Origin of the sequence: Shewanella sedimentimangrovi, assembly GCF_017354965.1 — a bacterium.
Lineage (GTDB): Bacteria > Pseudomonadota > Gammaproteobacteria > Enterobacterales > Shewanellaceae > Shewanella > Shewanella cyperi.
The window spans coordinates 1,473,654-1,488,010 of record NZ_CP071502.1 but is presented as its reverse complement, the minus strand read 5'-3'; the positions used below and the strand labels follow the sequence as shown (position 1 = coordinate 1,488,010).

General features: G+C 50.7%; 19 protein-coding genes. 18 read left to right on the top strand and 1 reads right to left on the bottom strand.

Going from position 1 to position 14,357, the window contains the following annotated elements; translation table 11 throughout:
* Positions 1-40 precede the first annotated feature (40 nt).
* The 13 genes from JYB85_RS06270 (at position 41) to JYB85_RS06210 (ending at position 10,215) form a co-directional block, all read left to right on the top strand.
* On the top strand, positions 41-814 hold the full coding sequence (locus tag JYB85_RS06270; RefSeq protein ID WP_207381505.1) for an alpha/beta hydrolase: 774 nt from the start codon (positions 41-43) through the stop codon (positions 812-814).
* A 97-nt stretch (positions 815-911) separates the two neighbouring features.
* Positions 912-1,283 carry a hypothetical protein gene (locus tag JYB85_RS06265; protein ID WP_207381504.1) on the top strand — a complete coding sequence of 124 codons (372 nt, stop codon included), beginning with the start codon at positions 912-914 and terminating at the stop codon, positions 1,281-1,283.
* 84 nt (positions 1,284-1,367) lie between these two features.
* Complete coding sequence (locus JYB85_RS06260) at positions 1,368-1,694, top strand: low molecular weight protein tyrosine phosphatase family protein (RefSeq protein ID WP_207381503.1); 327 nt, start codon at positions 1,368-1,370, stop codon at positions 1,692-1,694.
* 114 nt (positions 1,695-1,808) lie between these two features.
* On the top strand, positions 1,809-2,258 hold the full coding sequence (locus JYB85_RS06255) for a hypothetical protein (RefSeq protein WP_207381502.1): 450 nt from the start codon (positions 1,809-1,811) through the stop codon (positions 2,256-2,258).
* Positions 2,218-2,700, top strand: a complete 483-nt coding sequence (locus JYB85_RS06250) for a hypothetical protein (protein WP_207381501.1) — start codon at positions 2,218-2,220, stop codon at positions 2,698-2,700. The genes JYB85_RS06255 and JYB85_RS06250 overlap by 41 nt, the downstream gene beginning before the upstream one ends.
* A gap of 1,068 nt (positions 2,701-3,768) precedes the next feature.
* Positions 3,769-4,176, top strand: a complete 408-nt coding sequence (locus JYB85_RS06245) for a GFA family protein (RefSeq protein ID WP_207381500.1) — start codon at positions 3,769-3,771, stop codon at positions 4,174-4,176.
* Between the two features lie 138 nt (positions 4,177-4,314).
* The gene (locus tag JYB85_RS06240; RefSeq protein WP_207381499.1) at positions 4,315-4,770 is read left to right on the top strand and encodes a hypothetical protein; all 456 of its coding nucleotides are present in this window, start codon (positions 4,315-4,317) and stop codon (positions 4,768-4,770) included.
* Between the two features lie 249 nt (positions 4,771-5,019).
* Entirely contained in the window at positions 5,020-5,451 is a 432-nt protein-coding gene (locus JYB85_RS06235) for a GNAT family N-acetyltransferase (RefSeq protein ID WP_228730219.1), read from the top strand.
* 86 nt (positions 5,452-5,537) lie between these two features.
* The gene (locus tag JYB85_RS06230; protein WP_207381498.1) at positions 5,538-6,212 is read left to right on the top strand and encodes an alpha/beta hydrolase-fold protein; all 675 of its coding nucleotides are present in this window, start codon (positions 5,538-5,540) and stop codon (positions 6,210-6,212) included.
* On the top strand, positions 6,142-6,840 hold the full coding sequence (locus JYB85_RS06225; protein WP_207381497.1) for a tetratricopeptide repeat protein: 699 nt from the start codon (positions 6,142-6,144) through the stop codon (positions 6,838-6,840). Before JYB85_RS06230 ends, JYB85_RS06225 begins: the two co-directional genes overlap by 71 nt.
* Positions 6,841-6,932: 92 nt before the next feature.
* Complete coding sequence (locus JYB85_RS06220) at positions 6,933-7,382, top strand: nuclear transport factor 2 family protein (RefSeq protein WP_207381496.1); 450 nt, start codon at positions 6,933-6,935, stop codon at positions 7,380-7,382.
* Positions 7,383-7,563: 181 nt separating this feature from the next.
* A complete protein-coding gene (locus JYB85_RS06215; protein ID WP_207381495.1) occupies positions 7,564-8,337 on the top strand; it encodes a thiol:disulfide interchange protein DsbA/DsbL in 774 nt (257 codons plus the stop codon).
* 144 nt (positions 8,338-8,481) lie between these two features.
* Complete coding sequence (locus JYB85_RS06210; RefSeq protein WP_207325818.1) at positions 8,482-10,215, top strand: hypothetical protein; 1,734 nt, start codon at positions 8,482-8,484, stop codon at positions 10,213-10,215.
* Between the two features lie 77 nt (positions 10,216-10,292).
* Here the strand turns inward: JYB85_RS06210 and JYB85_RS06205 are convergent, their stop codons facing one another.
* Positions 10,293-11,357, bottom strand: a complete 1,065-nt coding sequence (locus JYB85_RS06205) for a glycosyltransferase family 2 protein (RefSeq protein WP_207381494.1) — start codon at positions 11,355-11,357, stop codon at positions 10,293-10,295.
* A 131-nt stretch (positions 11,358-11,488) separates the two neighbouring features.
* Between JYB85_RS06205 and JYB85_RS06200 the strand changes: the two genes are divergently transcribed.
* The 5 genes from JYB85_RS06200 to JYB85_RS06180 all read left to right on the top strand — a co-directional run bounded on the left by JYB85_RS06200 (position 11,489) and on the right by JYB85_RS06180 (position 14,323).
* Positions 11,489-12,229 (top strand): class I SAM-dependent methyltransferase, encoded by a 741-nt coding sequence (locus tag JYB85_RS06200; protein WP_207381493.1) that lies wholly within the window; start codon positions 11,489-11,491, stop codon positions 12,227-12,229.
* Positions 12,226-12,609, top strand: coding sequence for a GtrA family protein (locus JYB85_RS06195; RefSeq protein WP_207381492.1), 384 nt, complete (start codon positions 12,226-12,228; stop codon positions 12,607-12,609). The genes JYB85_RS06200 and JYB85_RS06195 overlap by 4 nt, the downstream gene beginning before the upstream one ends.
* A gap of 239 nt (positions 12,610-12,848) precedes the next feature.
* On the top strand, positions 12,849-13,484 hold the full coding sequence (locus tag JYB85_RS06190) for a LysE family translocator (RefSeq protein WP_207381491.1): 636 nt from the start codon (positions 12,849-12,851) through the stop codon (positions 13,482-13,484).
* A gap of 51 nt (positions 13,485-13,535) precedes the next feature.
* A complete protein-coding gene (locus JYB85_RS06185; RefSeq protein WP_207322515.1) occupies positions 13,536-13,736 on the top strand; it encodes a tautomerase family protein in 201 nt (66 codons plus the stop codon).
* Positions 13,737-13,780: 44 nt separating this feature from the next.
* Complete coding sequence (locus JYB85_RS06180; RefSeq protein WP_207381490.1) at positions 13,781-14,323, top strand: hypothetical protein; 543 nt, start codon at positions 13,781-13,783, stop codon at positions 14,321-14,323.
* Positions 14,324-14,357 lie beyond the last annotated feature (34 nt).

Here is a 14,357-nt window from a genome sequence, read left to right as displayed (position 1 = left end):
TGCTTTGAGCGTTAGGCATTTAGGGAGTAGCCTGCGAGAGATGTATACAAACAAATTGGATAAGAAAACCTTTCGTAGTCGTATATACGAAGGAACAGTAAGAAACTATTGGGTTTACGTATCAGATCTGTACAGTACTGAAGTCCCAGCAAATTTGATGGTCTTTCAAGATGGTTATTATTACATTGACGAAGATAAGCCAATGCGTGTTCCTGACATTATTGACAGACTTGTGGCTTCAAAAATAATTCCACCTACAGTTTGTGTTTTTGTCGAACCAGGTTTCTTTGAATCGCCATCTAAGCCTGAACACCATCCAGATACGCAACGTAGTTTTGAATATGATACTGTTAGTGATCAATATACACGTTTTTTGGTTGATGAACTTTTACCTGAGGCATTAGCTGGCCTTAATATTTCTTCTAATCCAAATAAAAGAGCAACAGTTGGTTTCAGCTCTGGTGGTATCTGCGCATGGTCAATTGCTTGGTTTCGCTCTGATTTGTTTGGAAATGTTTTAAGTCACTGTGGCAGTTTTGTTGATATTAGAGGCGGTGGAAAATATCCATACCTGATTAGAAATGAATCACCCAAGCCAATAAGGATCTTTTTTCAAAGTGGTGAAAATGACTTGGATACACGTTATGGAAATTGGGCTTTGGGTAATAAGCAAATGGAATCAGCATTAAGGTTCAAGGGATATGACTATAAATTTGAGTTTGGTTCAGAAGGCCATAATCTAGTGCATGGTTCTGAACTGCTTGAAGAATCAATAATTTGGTTGTTCGGAGATAATGCCATACAAGGCGCTTAAAAATGGACGGACACGTAACACTTGGCTCGTGATCGTACCTCGCAGATTATAGCCAAGTGTTACTTGCCGCTTAGCGCGGCGTTAGGAGTATTGGGGCATGAAGCTTATTCCCAAATATCTAACTATACCGATAATTTTTGGTTTGTTAGTTGCTGGCTATGCCTTAATTACAGGCAATGAAAACCAAGCTAGTTTTATTGGATTGTTTATTTATGGTGTTCTTTTCTACGGTGCACCCTATTTTTTACATTCAATGTTCATGGTTTTGTTTAAAGCTTCTAATCAAGCAATACACGCTGGTTTTATTGGTATAACCTTGGCTCTGGTTTTGATTTCAAGCATGTGGCTCTTACCACAAGATCCATCTGGTCTGCCAATTCAATGGATGGGCTATTGGCCATTATCAGTAATTTTAGGTTTGGTTTTCATAGGTGGTTCGATTGCAGTTAGAAAGTACAAAAACTCCTAACAAGGCCCGCCAACACGCAGCCTTCGGCTGCAGGACTCGCTACGCTCGCCGCTGCGGGCAGCGTTATGTGTTAAAGAGAATCTGATGAACCTTCTGTTCGTATGTAGCGAAAATAGATTGAGAAGCCCAACGGGAGAGGAGGTTTTTTCCACCTACGAAGGGATTAATGCCATTGGGGCAGGAACTAATGCTGATGCAGAAACCCCTGTTAGTGGCGACCTAATTGAATGGGCAGATATTATTTTTGTAATGGAGAAAACTCACAAAAATAAGGTTTCAAAGAAATTTAAAGAGCTTCTAACTGGTAAAAAGCTTGTCTGCCTAGATATTCCTGATAATTACGACAGAATGGACCCCATATTGGTCCGTTTATTAGAGAGCAAGGTGGCCCGGCATGTTCGCCTCAGGTAAAACACATAACAAACCGGTCAAGTTCACTCCGGCCGCAAAAGACGCGGCCTGCGCGGGACAACCTACACTACGTTTCGGTTGCCCCTTACCGGGGCGTTAGGCATCACTAGTCATATGGATCGTAGATACGAAAAAAGAATTAATCGATATTGGGAAAAAATGGAAGCGAGATGTCGTGAAGCTTTCGATAGACTCGATACGAATGAGTGGTTTGATTTATGGCATACCCATCCAGATTGGGATGGAAAAGGTAATTCGAGGCCAGAAAACCGTCGACGCTGTGATGAATTAACCTATGAAATGCTGAAAGTAGCTGAGTCAATTACAGAGCACCGTGGCTGCGAAGTTCAATGTTTCGCCCTAGTAAAAGAAGATACGATGGATAGTTCAATCTATATTCACAGTGAAAACCCAAACGGTTCTGAGTTCCCATTTCAATATGAGGGAGTTGTGTGGGGGCATTCGGGTTCTCGGTTAGACCAAATTGTTGATTTAGCCGTCCACGAAATTGGCCTTTTCAAAAGTGAAAGCGAAAACACACTATTCATTAGAAAAAATGCCTAACAAACGCCTCAAACATCGCGCATTTCATGCGCTGGACTCGCAACAAGTTGCTCGCCGTTTAGGCGAGCGTTATGTTTCAGGGATAAAAATGAAGATTAGGTTCGTTTATTTAACATTTTTTCTTTTAATACTGTATTCCGTTTCTGCGTACTTTTTCCCAAATTACTTGTTACAAAACATATTTCTTACGGATAGGTCATTTGAAACCTCTCAAAAATTTGTATCTGTGTTATCGAACGCGATAGATGAATCGAAAGCCCCTTTATCAAAGGAAATGGCTCTTAGCTTGGTTTCAGAAATAAGCAAAAAAGAGTCACAAAAACACAGAGATTTGCAAAACTTCGCAGAGTTAGCGCAGTATCATTCAATAATTCTTATGGGGTTAATGCTTCTGCATTTAGGTGCACTGTTACGCTTTCTCCGAGCAAACAATGAAACATAACAAGTAACTGTGGCATTCCGTCAATCCCTATTCTGCCGATTCAGGTGTCCCCCCCTCACCGAGTACAGTTTTTCCTCGTTACTTTTCATGGCAAGTCTGTGGGCGACCAATGCTGCTTTTTAATTAATGATTAGCTTTCACAAGGTCTTACAAACGCTATTGGGGCTTTCAGTGGAGGTATCTGTCCTCGTGTCATTTTTCAAGAAGAAAAAATGAAAAAAATTTGGCTAAAACATAAAACTGATATCATAATCCTGCTAGTGCTTACAGTAGTTACTACAATTTGGCTATCGAATATCTGGTCCAATACAAATGTTGCCGAAGTAGACTTAAAACACAGTCAAATAACATGTACAAAAGACTTCATAACCAGGCCTCAATATACTGTTCATTTTTTGCTGATGGTGTTGGCTATCATATGACTAAAAATTACAACTTCTGTGAGTTGTATAAAGATGAAATCCAAGACGGTCCTATTATCGGGAAACATCTTAAAGATAACAATTTATTGATAGAACTAAAAGCTAATGGAAAGCAATATCACAAGGACACCCTATTCACTAAATGGTTTTCAGCACTGTTTTTTACATTGCTTATCTGGATATCTGTTCGCACCCCAATAAAATGGTTTGTCCTTCGGTTCCATACCAAACTGAAAAATTAAGTACAAACCAATACTACAATTCGCTTGTTTCAGCTATTTCAAGGATTGGGAAATATCTGTAAAAGATGCGCTACAAAATGATAGCTGCACTCGCGCTGGGCATGCCAATCGCTGTGCGTTTGCCGATGAGCTCCAAACATCGAACGTTGCCACACATCATTTCGGCCGGCTTTTTAGAAACCCAGGCCACGCCTGTGGTTGACCCGTGTACGTCCAATCAGATAGAAAGTGTGTTAGTTTGAGACTTGTCGGCCTCCTGTAATTGTTTGCCCGTCTTTACGGTGAAAGCTCAACAAACCTTGCGCCGCGGGTTTATAACTAACCCACGAGAAAACACGGGAGCCGACGAGCACACAGGGGAGCATTATGTCTGTGTTTGAATCACGAAAAAATGGAGGTTTGCGATGAATAAAGAAATTACTGGTGGTTGCTGCTGTGAAAGTGTTGCCTTTAAACTTAAAGATGACTTCGGAAAATTTTTTTTCTGTCACTGTGAACAATGTAGGAAATTGACAGGTTCGGCTCATGCATCGAATTTGTTTACCTCTCCGTCTAACATCGAGTGGACACAAGGTGAAGACAAAATAAAACGTTATGACCATCCTACACGTTCATTTTCTAAGGCTTTTTGTACGGAATGTGGTTCTGGATTGCCATTTCTGACTCAAAGTGGGAAATCCCTCATCGTACCAGCGGGATCTTTAAACGAAGAACCATCCAAAACACTTGATGCCCAAATATTCTGCGCAGAACAAACAGAGTGGCACAAGACAGGTTTGAAAGCTGTGAAAGTAGATGGTTTTCCTAAATAACCATACAAGGCGTATAAGAGGGACTCGTGCCGCATGACATATTGCTATGCAGTAATTTTTGTGGTGCATATCGTATGCGGCAAGTTGATTTAACCGACTCTTAGTCCCTAAACGCCGCGTTAACAAACAAGGATAGTTATGCGATTGATTTTAATACTGTTAGTTCTACTTCCATTTGATAGCCATAGCACTTCAAAAGAAGAGTTGGTAGTTGGAAACTGGAAATGTGATTCTTTTACTATTGGAGAAGAAGACGCTGACATATTTGATGTCACTCATACTGTTGAGTACAGGGCAGATGGAACTTCTACCGATATTCATCTATACAAATTACGCGGTATGGAAGCACAAGTATGGATCAAAGTTGCACACACTGGCCCCTGGAAAATTCAAGGGGATCTTTTAATTGAAAAAGCAGAGTTAACTGAAATACTGGATGCCGCCATTCCAGAGTTAACGAAGTCTGAAGAAATGCTTCAAGCGCTATCCTTTGAGGGAGAAACATTTATTTCAGACATAATTGAACTCACAAAATCTAAGTTCGTTACCAAAGATCATGAACTTGATGAACTCGGCACTTGTGTAAAGATATAACTGACAAGTAACTGTGGCTTCCACTCAGTACGTTCCCAACGCCATTATCCATACCCGCGATTCACCACCTATCCCTGCATCATTTGTTACATTGTTTCGCTGGTGATTTAATCACCAGTCAATATTATGACTTGCTAATTAAAGACCTTAATCAAACACATAGTTGGCCCCTCATTAAACGCAACGCAAAGATCGTTGCTTCTGAGCCGGCGGCATCAGGGATGACAAACACAAAAAAGGATTTAAAACGTGACCGCACACGCCATGGCTTACACCTCAGTTCACACTATTCCTTCGGTTGAGACCTACCGCCAGCTCCGCAGTACCGCTGGGCTCAGCCCCAAGACCATAGAGGCTGCCGAGCGCGGTCTGCCCAACAGTCTGTTTGCGGTGCAGATTTTTTGCGATGGCACCCCGGTCGGCATGGGCCGGGTTATCGGTGATGGCGGCGCCTTTTATCAGGTCGTGGATATTGCCGTGTTGCCGGAACATCAAGGGCGCGGCCTCGGTAAGATGATCATGGCCGAGATTGCAGACTATATAGAGCGCGAAGTCCCCGAGTCAGGCTATGTCAGCTTGCTGGCGGATGGTGAGGCTTACCGCCTCTACCAGCAATACGGTTTCGCGCTCACGGCGCCGGCAAGCGTGGGCATGGGACTGAAAAAGGCGCCCAAGAGCTAAGGCCATGTTCTGCCAAAGCAGCTAATAGAAGGCGGGATCTGTTCCGGCCAAATAACCCGGGAAAGCCATTCATCAAGGGAGGAGAAATGAGTTTAAAAAACAGACTGTTCAATATGCTATCCACGCTGGTGCCTGTCATGGTCATTGGCGTTGTCATCACAGGCACCAGTGCCATCGCCGCTGAGTCCCAAACAGCGGAAGTGACCTACCAGAGCGATATTCAGCATGTGACCCTGGATAAGCTGATTTCCCTCGACATTTACGCGCCAAAGACATCCGATACAGGCCGAACTTACCCCACCCTGTATGTGATGGATGGCCAGCACTATTTTTACAACGCTGTGGGCTTTCAAAAGTCCCTGACCCACGGGGTCAATGTCAGCCCCGACTATATAGTGGTGGGGATTAATACCGAAAAGTTGATTGAGGCAAAGCTACGGGACGATTGGCTGGAACAAACGCCGGAGAAGATGATCGAACTGTTGGAGCGGCAGGTGATCCCTTATGTGGATCAACACTTCCAAACCAATGACCGCAGGCTGTATTTCGGCTGGCAGTACGGCGCCATTTTCGGCCTCAAGCTGTTCAATGCCCGTCCCACGCTGATGCAAGGCTACCTGCTGGCCAGCGGTCAGCGATACAGCGATACAGCGATACAGCGACGCCACGCTGGCGCAAACCCAGAGCGTATTGGAACAGCATCCCGGCCTCGGCAGCTATTTTTACTTGAGCCTTGGCAGGACGGAGGAACATACCCTTGAAGACCACCAGAAGCTGACGGCCCTGTTTGAGCAGAATAAGGCAGCCGATATTCACTGGCATTACGCTTTGCTTGACCGCTTCGCCTCTCCTATCCAGCATCAAACCACGCCGCTGGAAAGCCTAACCGACGGCCTTGCCTGGCACTTTAACGATTACCCGGATCTGTCCTTCTATTCTGTGGCCGACATAAGCCATTTCGGCGGCATAGCTGCGGTGAAAAACTATTACCGGCAGCGTGGCCAGCGCTATCAAGTGAGTGAAGAGGTGGGTGAGCAGGCCAAATTCAGCATGTTCCGCTGGGCCGCCCAGGAAAATAACTGGGCATTTTTTCAAAAGCTTGAAAACGAACTTGGCACTTTCAAGGTCTATGCCTGGTACGGCTTGTTCGGCAGCTTTTTTGCCGAAAACAACCAGTTGGAGCGAGCGGAGCAGGTGTTCAAGCGAGCCCTGGACGCGGGATTGACCGACCATAGATATTGGGCCGGTTTGGCCGGAATTTACGGCAAACAGGGCAAGTACGCGGAGGCGGCCAGGCAGTATCAAAAGGCCATGGCACAACTGCAACCCGCCGAACCTGCCTACGCTCAATATCAAGCCGCTATTGAGCGGCTGCAGGCACTGAACTGAACCGGCTGCGTCACTCGGGCCGAGGCTGAGTCGAACCGGGAGCGGTATAAACCACTCCCATTTTTAAAAATTTGAATTGAAAAGGAATTTTCATGCTGCGTTATCTTTTTCTGCCGTTGCTCTTGTGTGCGTCGTTCCATAGTTTTGCCAACGACAACAAGCAAATTGAACGGGCGGTGCTGGATTACATAGAGTCACAGCACAAGGCCCAGCCTGAGCTGATGGCGCGGGGGCTGGATCCCAAGCTGGCGAAACGCACCTTCTGGAAAGCCAAAGACGGCAGCGAGTTTATTATGGAGACGGATCACGCCACCATGCTGAAGGTGGCCGAGAGCTATAACAAGGACGGCAACCGCTTCCCGGCCAAGCCCAGGGTCGAGATTGCCATTCTGGATGTCGATCAGCGCGTTGCCTCGGTCAAGCTGACGGTGGATGAGTGGATTGACTATATACACCTGTACAAGAATGACAAGGATGAATGGAAAATCCTCAACGTGCTGTGGCAATACCACGATGTCAGCCGCCAGGTCAGCAGCCAATAAGCCCCTCTCCGGCCCCCTGAGCCGGGATTAAATGCGGGAACCCGGGAGTGGATCACACTCCCGGACGTTTTTTCCGCCCGCCATTCAGAGATAATTAAGCCTTCTCTTTCACACTGTTTTCATTCTCGACTCAGTTTGAAACTCGCCTGACTTCGGAGCGACTATGCAAAAGCGCCTATCTATGCCAAAACACCTTACTTTGCAAAAACGTCTTACCCTGGCCGCGGCCCTCATTGCCCTGCCCTTTTTTGGTTTTGCCGGCGATTTTGTCGAAGGCAAACACTACATCCAAATCTCGGACCAGGCCCCCAGCAAGACGCCCAAGGTGACCGAGTTTTTCTCTTTCTTCTGCCACAACTGCTTCAATATGGAAGTGCAGTATCTGCCCGCCATCAAGGCCGGACTCAAGAGCGACATAAGCTTTGACACCAAGCATGTGGACTTTATGAACAGCGACATAGGCACAGAGGTGATGCGCGCCCTGGCTGTGATCCACGCCAGCGAGCGGCAAACCGAGATGGCCCGCGCCATGTTCAATGCCATTCAGGGTGCCGATGGCGCCCAGGGCCACCACGACCACAGTGCCGAGGGCCACAGTGCTAAAAGCCACGAACCCCAAATCCAGAGTCGTGACGACATCAAAGCGGTATTTGCCGGGTTTGGCATAGATGGCGCCCAATACGACAAGCTGGCCGACAGCAAGGAAGCCGATGCCAAACTGGCACTGTGGCGCCAACAGCAACAGGAATTTGCGGTGCAGTCGGTCCCGAGCTTTGTCGTTAACGACAAGTACATGGTCAATCTGCAGGAAATCCGTACCCTGGAAGAGTTGAGCGGTCTGATGAACTATCTCGCCACCGAGAAGGATAAGGTCGAAGAAAAAGGCGGCAGCCTGGGCTGGGCAGCCCTTGGGTTGCTGGCACTGGCGGCCATGGGTCGCAGACGCCTGGCCTGACACCGCCACAAGCCCCGCCTTTGACGGGGCTTTTTTTTAACAAGTGTCTTTGAGATCAACTCCTTTCCCCGGCCGCTTTGTTACACTGGCGTTTTTCAATGCCCGGCATTTGTCACCGGGGCAACAGCATAGGAAGCCATGCCTGTGATCACCAGTGAACAGGAGATAGCCAAAGACCACTTGCGACTGCCGCTCTGGCTGGTGGTCGCCGCAGTGTTTATCTCAGTGTTTGCGGTTTATTTTCCCGCCCTCGATGCCGGCTTGGTATTTGATGATCTTGCCATGATCCCCGGCAACGGCGACCACCTTGGCCACTGGTCAAAACTGCCGGATTTTTTTGTCACCGGCGTCTGGAATCACAGCAATATCGCCTATGCCGATGGCAGCCTGTATCGTCCCCTGTGGCTGGTATGGGAGCTGCTGATGTATCAGGTAGCCGGGGAAGCGCCCTTTGGCTGGCACCTGTCCAACCTCTTGCTTCATGGTCTCAACGGCTGCCTGCTGTACCTGCTGCTGGGACGCGTGGGGAACCACCATGATCTGTGGCGTCTGGGGCTGGTGCTGCTGTTCCTGCTGCATCCTGTCGCCAGTCAGAACGTGGCCTGGATTTCCGCCTCAACGGATCTGCTGCTGGTGCTCTGGCTGGCACTGGCGATGCTGAGCTACCATGACTTCTATCGCCACGGCAGCCTCCCCGGGCTGCTGCTGTCGCTGTTGTGCTATCTGCTGGCCATGTTCACCAAGGAAGCAGCCATCGCCTTTCCGGTGTTTTTACTTATGCTTGAGTGGCAAAGGCCCGTGCAGCGGCGCTTTCCCTGGGCGGCCGCAGGGGCTTTTGCCCTGCTGACGCTGGGCTATCTGCTGCTGCGGCAAATCATATTGCAGGGCATGCTGAGCGGCGGGCAAAGCCTGTGGCTTTGGCAATGGTCCAGCCTGTGGCGCATGCTGGATTATGCTGCCACCTATGCCAGGGTGCTGCTGTGGCCCTGGGATTTGCCCCTGACCCGCGACCATCCGCCCCAGGGTGTCGGCACAGCACTGGACTATGGGCTTGGACTGCTGCTGTGGCTGGCGGCGCTGCTGAGTCTGATCCGGGTACCCAGGACCCGGCCGTATCTGGCCTTAATCATAGCCGCCCTCGGCATTCCCCTGCTGCTGGCCTTCCACGGCAAGGGCGCCTTTGCGGTGCGCTATCTTTATCTGCCGCTGTTCGCCCTGTGCCTGCTGCTGGGGCAGCTGAGGCCCAAAACGCCCGGGGGCAAACCCGCTGCGCTGCTGTTTTCCAGCGTGCTGCTGTTACTGGCCTGCGTGACCCATTTTCGCGAGTTGCCGGGGTGGCGCACCCAGGCCGACTTTGCCCGGGTACTGCTCAAATACCATCCCTCCGCTGACAATTGGAATACCCTTGTCCAGGCGCGGATTGATGCCGGGGATATGGCCGGGGCCATCGAGGATTATGACAAGGCAAGGGATGCGGTACAGACAAGGTCACAGGAGCCGGCAGCCCTGGCCGGCAGCCTTGAGGCCATAGCTTTTGCCCTGGCCCAGCAACAGAACTATGGCCAAAGTCTGAAATATTACCGCGAGCTGGCCGGGCTACCGGGCTTCGCCTATCTGGGCTGGACAGGTGCCGCAAACTGCCTGTGGGCCCTGCAGCGCCTGCCGGAAGCGAGCGATGCCTATCTGAGCGCATTGCAGGACAAGCCCGAACACCTGGATGCCCTCTACAACCTGTTTATGCTCAGTCAAAGCCTGAACCGGCCGCAGCAAGCCCAATGGGCAGCACAAGCCATATTGCGCCAGAACCCGGCGCAGGTGCCGGAGGAAATTTCGGCCGCGGCACGGCGTTACCTGCAGCGGGCCAACGCCGGCCGCTAGGCACGTTACGATGGCGATGGCGATGGCGATGGCGATGGCCTTATTTTAAGAGCTGCGGTCGCCCGTCAACCCGGGCGTTACCTGTCGCTCTGGGATTCCAGCTTATCGCTTTGCTTTTGGACCTTGTCGCTCTGCTGTTCCAGCTTGTCGCTTCGCTCTTCGACTATGTAGATGGGCCTGTCCTGTACCTGGGTGTAGATTTTACCTATGTATTCACCCAGCACGCCGAGAAACAGCAGCTGGATCCCCCCCAGCAGAAACATCCCCGAGGTGGCAAAGGCGTAACCCGGCACATCCAGATTAAAGAAGAGTTTCTGGATGATAATGACAGCGGCGGCCAGAAAACTCAGGGCGGTGACAAGGGCGCCAAAGGCCATGCACAGCCGCAGCGGTGCCACGCTGAAGGACGTGAGCGCATCAAAGGCCAGCAACAACAGGCGGGTCCAGTTGTATTTGCTGTTGCCCGCTTGCCTGGGTTGGCGCTCAAACTCCAGCGCCGTCTGACGAAAACCTATCCAGGCGAACATGCCGCGCACGAAGCGGTTCTTTTCCGGCAGGGCATTGAAATGATCCATGGCGGTGCGGCTGACCAGACGGAAATCCCCCACGTCGGTGGGAATGGGAACATCGGAAAACAGGTTCAGCAGCCGGTAAAACAGGAAGGAAGAGACTTTTTTACGCCGCCCCTCACCGATGCGGGTTTTGCGTCTGCCATAGACCACATCAAAACCTTGCTGCCAAAGTGCGATCATCTCCAGAATAAGCTCCGGCGGGTCCTGCAGATCGGCATCCAAAATCACCCCGGCCTGCCCCAGGGCCAGGCGAAAACCGCAACTGCTGGCGGCCTCGTGACCGAAATTGCGACTGAAGCTGGCAAAGCGAACCCGTTCATCCTGCTGGCTCAGGCGACGGATCTGCGCCAGGGTGTCATCGCTGGAGCCGTCATTGATAAAAATCAGCTCAAAGCTAATACCGGCCTGCTCAAACATTCCGGCCACCCGCTGGTACAGGGGCTGAATATTTTGCTCTTCGTTAAAGCAGGGCACAATCACAGACAGCAGCGGCTCAGCTTGCGACTGGGAGAGCGGCGCTTCTGTGAGCGAGACGGCGGATTTGGGTGGCACTTGCTTTGATTCTGTCATGGCGCAACTTTATTGGTATATGCTGTGATTCAATCTGCCGGAAACGCACCCTGGCGCCTATGGCCCAGTGAAAGTTTGCCGGAGTTCAAGGATACTAGCACAGATACTAAGTCTATTTTTTACAAATAATTATGGATGCAGACGTATATTTGAGAATGGCCGCACAGGAAGAGCACCACTGGTGGTTTGTGGGGCGGCGGCAGATCATTGCCCAGCAGCTGCAACACCTGCAACTCGCCCCGGATGCAACTATTCTCGAGGTCGGAGCCGGCACAGGTGGTAATCTGGCGCTGCTGTCCCGCTTCGGCAAGGTGCAGGCCCTGGAACCGGACGCGGGCGCCAGGGAGCTGGTGGCGCGCAACCGGGGTGTGACACTCACCCCCGGCAGTCTGCCCCATGACGTGCCCTTTGCCGAAGGCAGCCAGGATCTGGTGGTCGCCCTGGATGTCCTTGAGCATATTCCGGACGATGACGAATCTCTGCGGCAACTGCATCGATTGCTGAGGCCCGGCGGTCAACTGCTGCTGACGGTTCCCGCCTGCACCCAACTGTGGAGCGAGCATGACGAACAGCACCATCACCAGCGCCGCTATAGCGCGGGGGAGTTAAAGCAACTGCTGCAGGCGACGGGCTTTGAGGTGACAAGATGCAGTCACTTCAATACCTTGCTCTTTCCACTGATTTTTTGCGTCAGAATGCTCAAACGCTTGCTTGGTAGCCGCGCCCCGGATGACCGCATGCCCGCCCCCTGGCTCAACCGCCTGCTGCTGGGGGTATTGCTGCTGGAAAAACGCCTGTTGGGACTGGGGCTCAATTTGCCTTTTGGGGTGTCCATACTGCTGGTGGCCCGAAAAAAGGCCAACGCCAAATGAGCCGGCCGCCGCTCCTGAAAAGCCTGGGACGCTTTGCCCTGGTGGGCAGCGGCGCCACCTTTATCCATCTACTGTGCGCCCTGCTCTTCAACGAAGTGCTGCTGCTTTCACCCTTTATTGCCAACCTGTTGGCCTTCTGCTGCGCCGTGCTGTTTTCCTACACGGGGCATTACCACTGGACCTTCCTGTCCAATGGTCGTCACGCCGTCCAGCTGCCCAAATTTTTACTGCTGGCAGTTATGGGGCTGCTACTGAACCAGCTGCTGGTATTTGGCCTGAACGGCTATCTGGGCTTGCCATATCGTCTGGTACTGCTGGTGATAGTGCTGGTGATGCCACTGCTGTCGTTTGTACTGTCGCGCCACCTGGTGTTTGTCTGATGTGCCTTTGACACCCGCAGCCAATGTCACCACACCATATGTCGATAAACTCAGTGATGAAATCAGCCGCCAGTGGGAACACACACTCCGCTTACAAATTTGGCATTGCGCCGGACCAAGCTTCTCTGCCAAGATGCTGATTCAGAATCCAAAATAGCCAGCCTGGAATGAAGCAAAACCTGCGGGAACCATGCTTTTCACCGGGATCTGCGCAGTCTTGAATCAGAGGAGTTGCTGCATTGTTTGGTACAGAAAATTTATGGCTGTTTGTCATATCGGGCATACTGCTCAATATCATACCCGGCCCCGACTCCCTGCTGATTGCCGGAAGGGCCGCAACTCAGGGTTTTAAAGCGGGATCGGCAGCAGCGCTGGGGATTGGCACTGGAACCTTAATCCACATAGTGGCAGCCGCATTTGGGCTGTCTGCGATTCTCGCCACCTCGGCCACCGCCTTTACCCTGGTGAAAATTCTCGGTGGCGCCTATTTGATTTACATGGCGATAAGCATGTTCAGAGGAAGTAAACAGACGATTGAACTTCAGGGGCCAAAAACCGAAAAGTCGTCACTGAAGAGCATCTATATTCAAGGGGTTGTGACCAACCTGTTCAATCCCAAGGTCGCGCTGTTCTTTCTGTCGTTTATGCCGCAATTTATCTCAGCATCCAGCGACAACAAACCACTGGCGTTTCTGTTCCTCGGCCTGGTGTTTAACTTCAATGGCATGCTTTGGTGTCACTTTATCGCCTGGGCCTCCAGCTCCATGAGCCGCAAAATTTCAGCCAATCAGGCGGTTAAAAAGTGGCTTACCCGACTCGCAGCAAGCTTGTTTGGCGTATTTGGAATTAAGCTGCTGACCTCAACCCAAAATTGAGCCGGCTCAGGCTGAAAACCAAGCGGACACAAACGAAACAAGGAGCAATGAATGCCCTACGTTAACGTACAAATCACCAAGGGCGCGACCCGGGAACAAAAGGCCGAATTGGTGAAAGATATCACAGAGTCCTTAACCCGGGTGCTGGGTAAAAAGCCTGAATACACCCATGTGGTCATCCAGGAAATCGCCGAAGAGGACTGGGGCTTTGCCGGCCAACTCACAGATGACTGGAAAAAGCAGCAGGCCTGAATGGACCAGCTGACAGCAGCTCGGCCAGATTCGGAATTAAGTCCATGAATGATTTGCCCGTTTATCACTTTAAGCGCTCCAGAAAACAACGAGCCAAGCTCTTCACCAGAATGGGGCTGTTTTGCTGGCTGTATATTCTGGGGCTGTTTGCCTATGAATCGCTCAGTGGGCAGAGGGTGCCGGAGGATATCAGGCTGCCCCTGCTGATAGCCTTGTCGCTTGCCAGTGTGTTGCTGTTTTTCATTGCCTGGTGGCACCTGCGTCATCCTGCGGAATATGAGGCCATTATCACCAGGGAAAGGTTCAGCGTCAGGTATCCGGACCACGCCCCCTGGTCCTTCGATGTGGCCGTTGCCGAGATTGCCGGATTTGAAAACCGCCAGGCGTCAAACCATGCGGGCAAGGGCATGATGCAACACGGGATCCTGATGCGGGATGGGCGCTTTTTCCATATTTCGATGAACTATGGCAATAGGATCAGCGACATGTACCAGGCCATTAAAACCATCAACCCCGAGGTGAGCTATCCCAAGACGGTGAATAAAAAGGCCAGCGGTCTCGGCATCCAGCGCGATTACAAAGACTGATGGCGAGCGGCTTTTAAATGATGCTGGTTAGCTG

Coding starts and splice junctions, on each gene's coding strand:
- JYB85_RS06270 (WP_207381505.1), top strand. CDS start 41: ATGTATACAAACAAATTGGATAAGAAAACCTTTCGTAGTCGTATATAC.
- JYB85_RS06265 (WP_207381504.1), top strand. CDS start 912: ATGAAGCTTATTCCCAAATATCTAACTATACCGATAATTTTTGGTTTG.
- JYB85_RS06260 (WP_207381503.1), top strand. CDS start 1,368: ATGAACCTTCTGTTCGTATGTAGCGAAAATAGATTGAGAAGCCCAACG.
- JYB85_RS06255 (WP_207381502.1), top strand. CDS start 1,809: ATGGATCGTAGATACGAAAAAAGAATTAATCGATATTGGGAAAAAATG.
- JYB85_RS06245 (WP_207381500.1), top strand. CDS start 3,769: ATGAATAAAGAAATTACTGGTGGTTGCTGCTGTGAAAGTGTTGCCTTT.
- JYB85_RS06240 (WP_207381499.1), top strand. CDS start 4,315: ATGCGATTGATTTTAATACTGTTAGTTCTACTTCCATTTGATAGCCAT.
- JYB85_RS06230 (WP_207381498.1), top strand. CDS start 5,538: ATGAGTTTAAAAAACAGACTGTTCAATATGCTATCCACGCTGGTGCCT.
- JYB85_RS06220 (WP_207381496.1), top strand. CDS start 6,933: ATGCTGCGTTATCTTTTTCTGCCGTTGCTCTTGTGTGCGTCGTTCCAT.
- JYB85_RS06215 (WP_207381495.1), top strand. CDS start 7,564: ATGCCAAAACACCTTACTTTGCAAAAACGTCTTACCCTGGCCGCGGCC.
- JYB85_RS06205 (WP_207381494.1), bottom strand. CDS start 11,357: ATGACAGAATCAAAGCAAGTGCCACCCAAATCCGCCGTCTCGCTCACA.
- JYB85_RS06200 (WP_207381493.1), top strand. CDS start 11,489: ATGGATGCAGACGTATATTTGAGAATGGCCGCACAGGAAGAGCACCAC.
- JYB85_RS06195 (WP_207381492.1), top strand. CDS start 12,226: ATGAGCCGGCCGCCGCTCCTGAAAAGCCTGGGACGCTTTGCCCTGGTG.
- JYB85_RS06185 (WP_207322515.1), top strand. CDS start 13,536: ATGCCCTACGTTAACGTACAAATCACCAAGGGCGCGACCCGGGAACAA.
- JYB85_RS06180 (WP_207381490.1), top strand. CDS start 13,781: ATGAATGATTTGCCCGTTTATCACTTTAAGCGCTCCAGAAAACAACGA.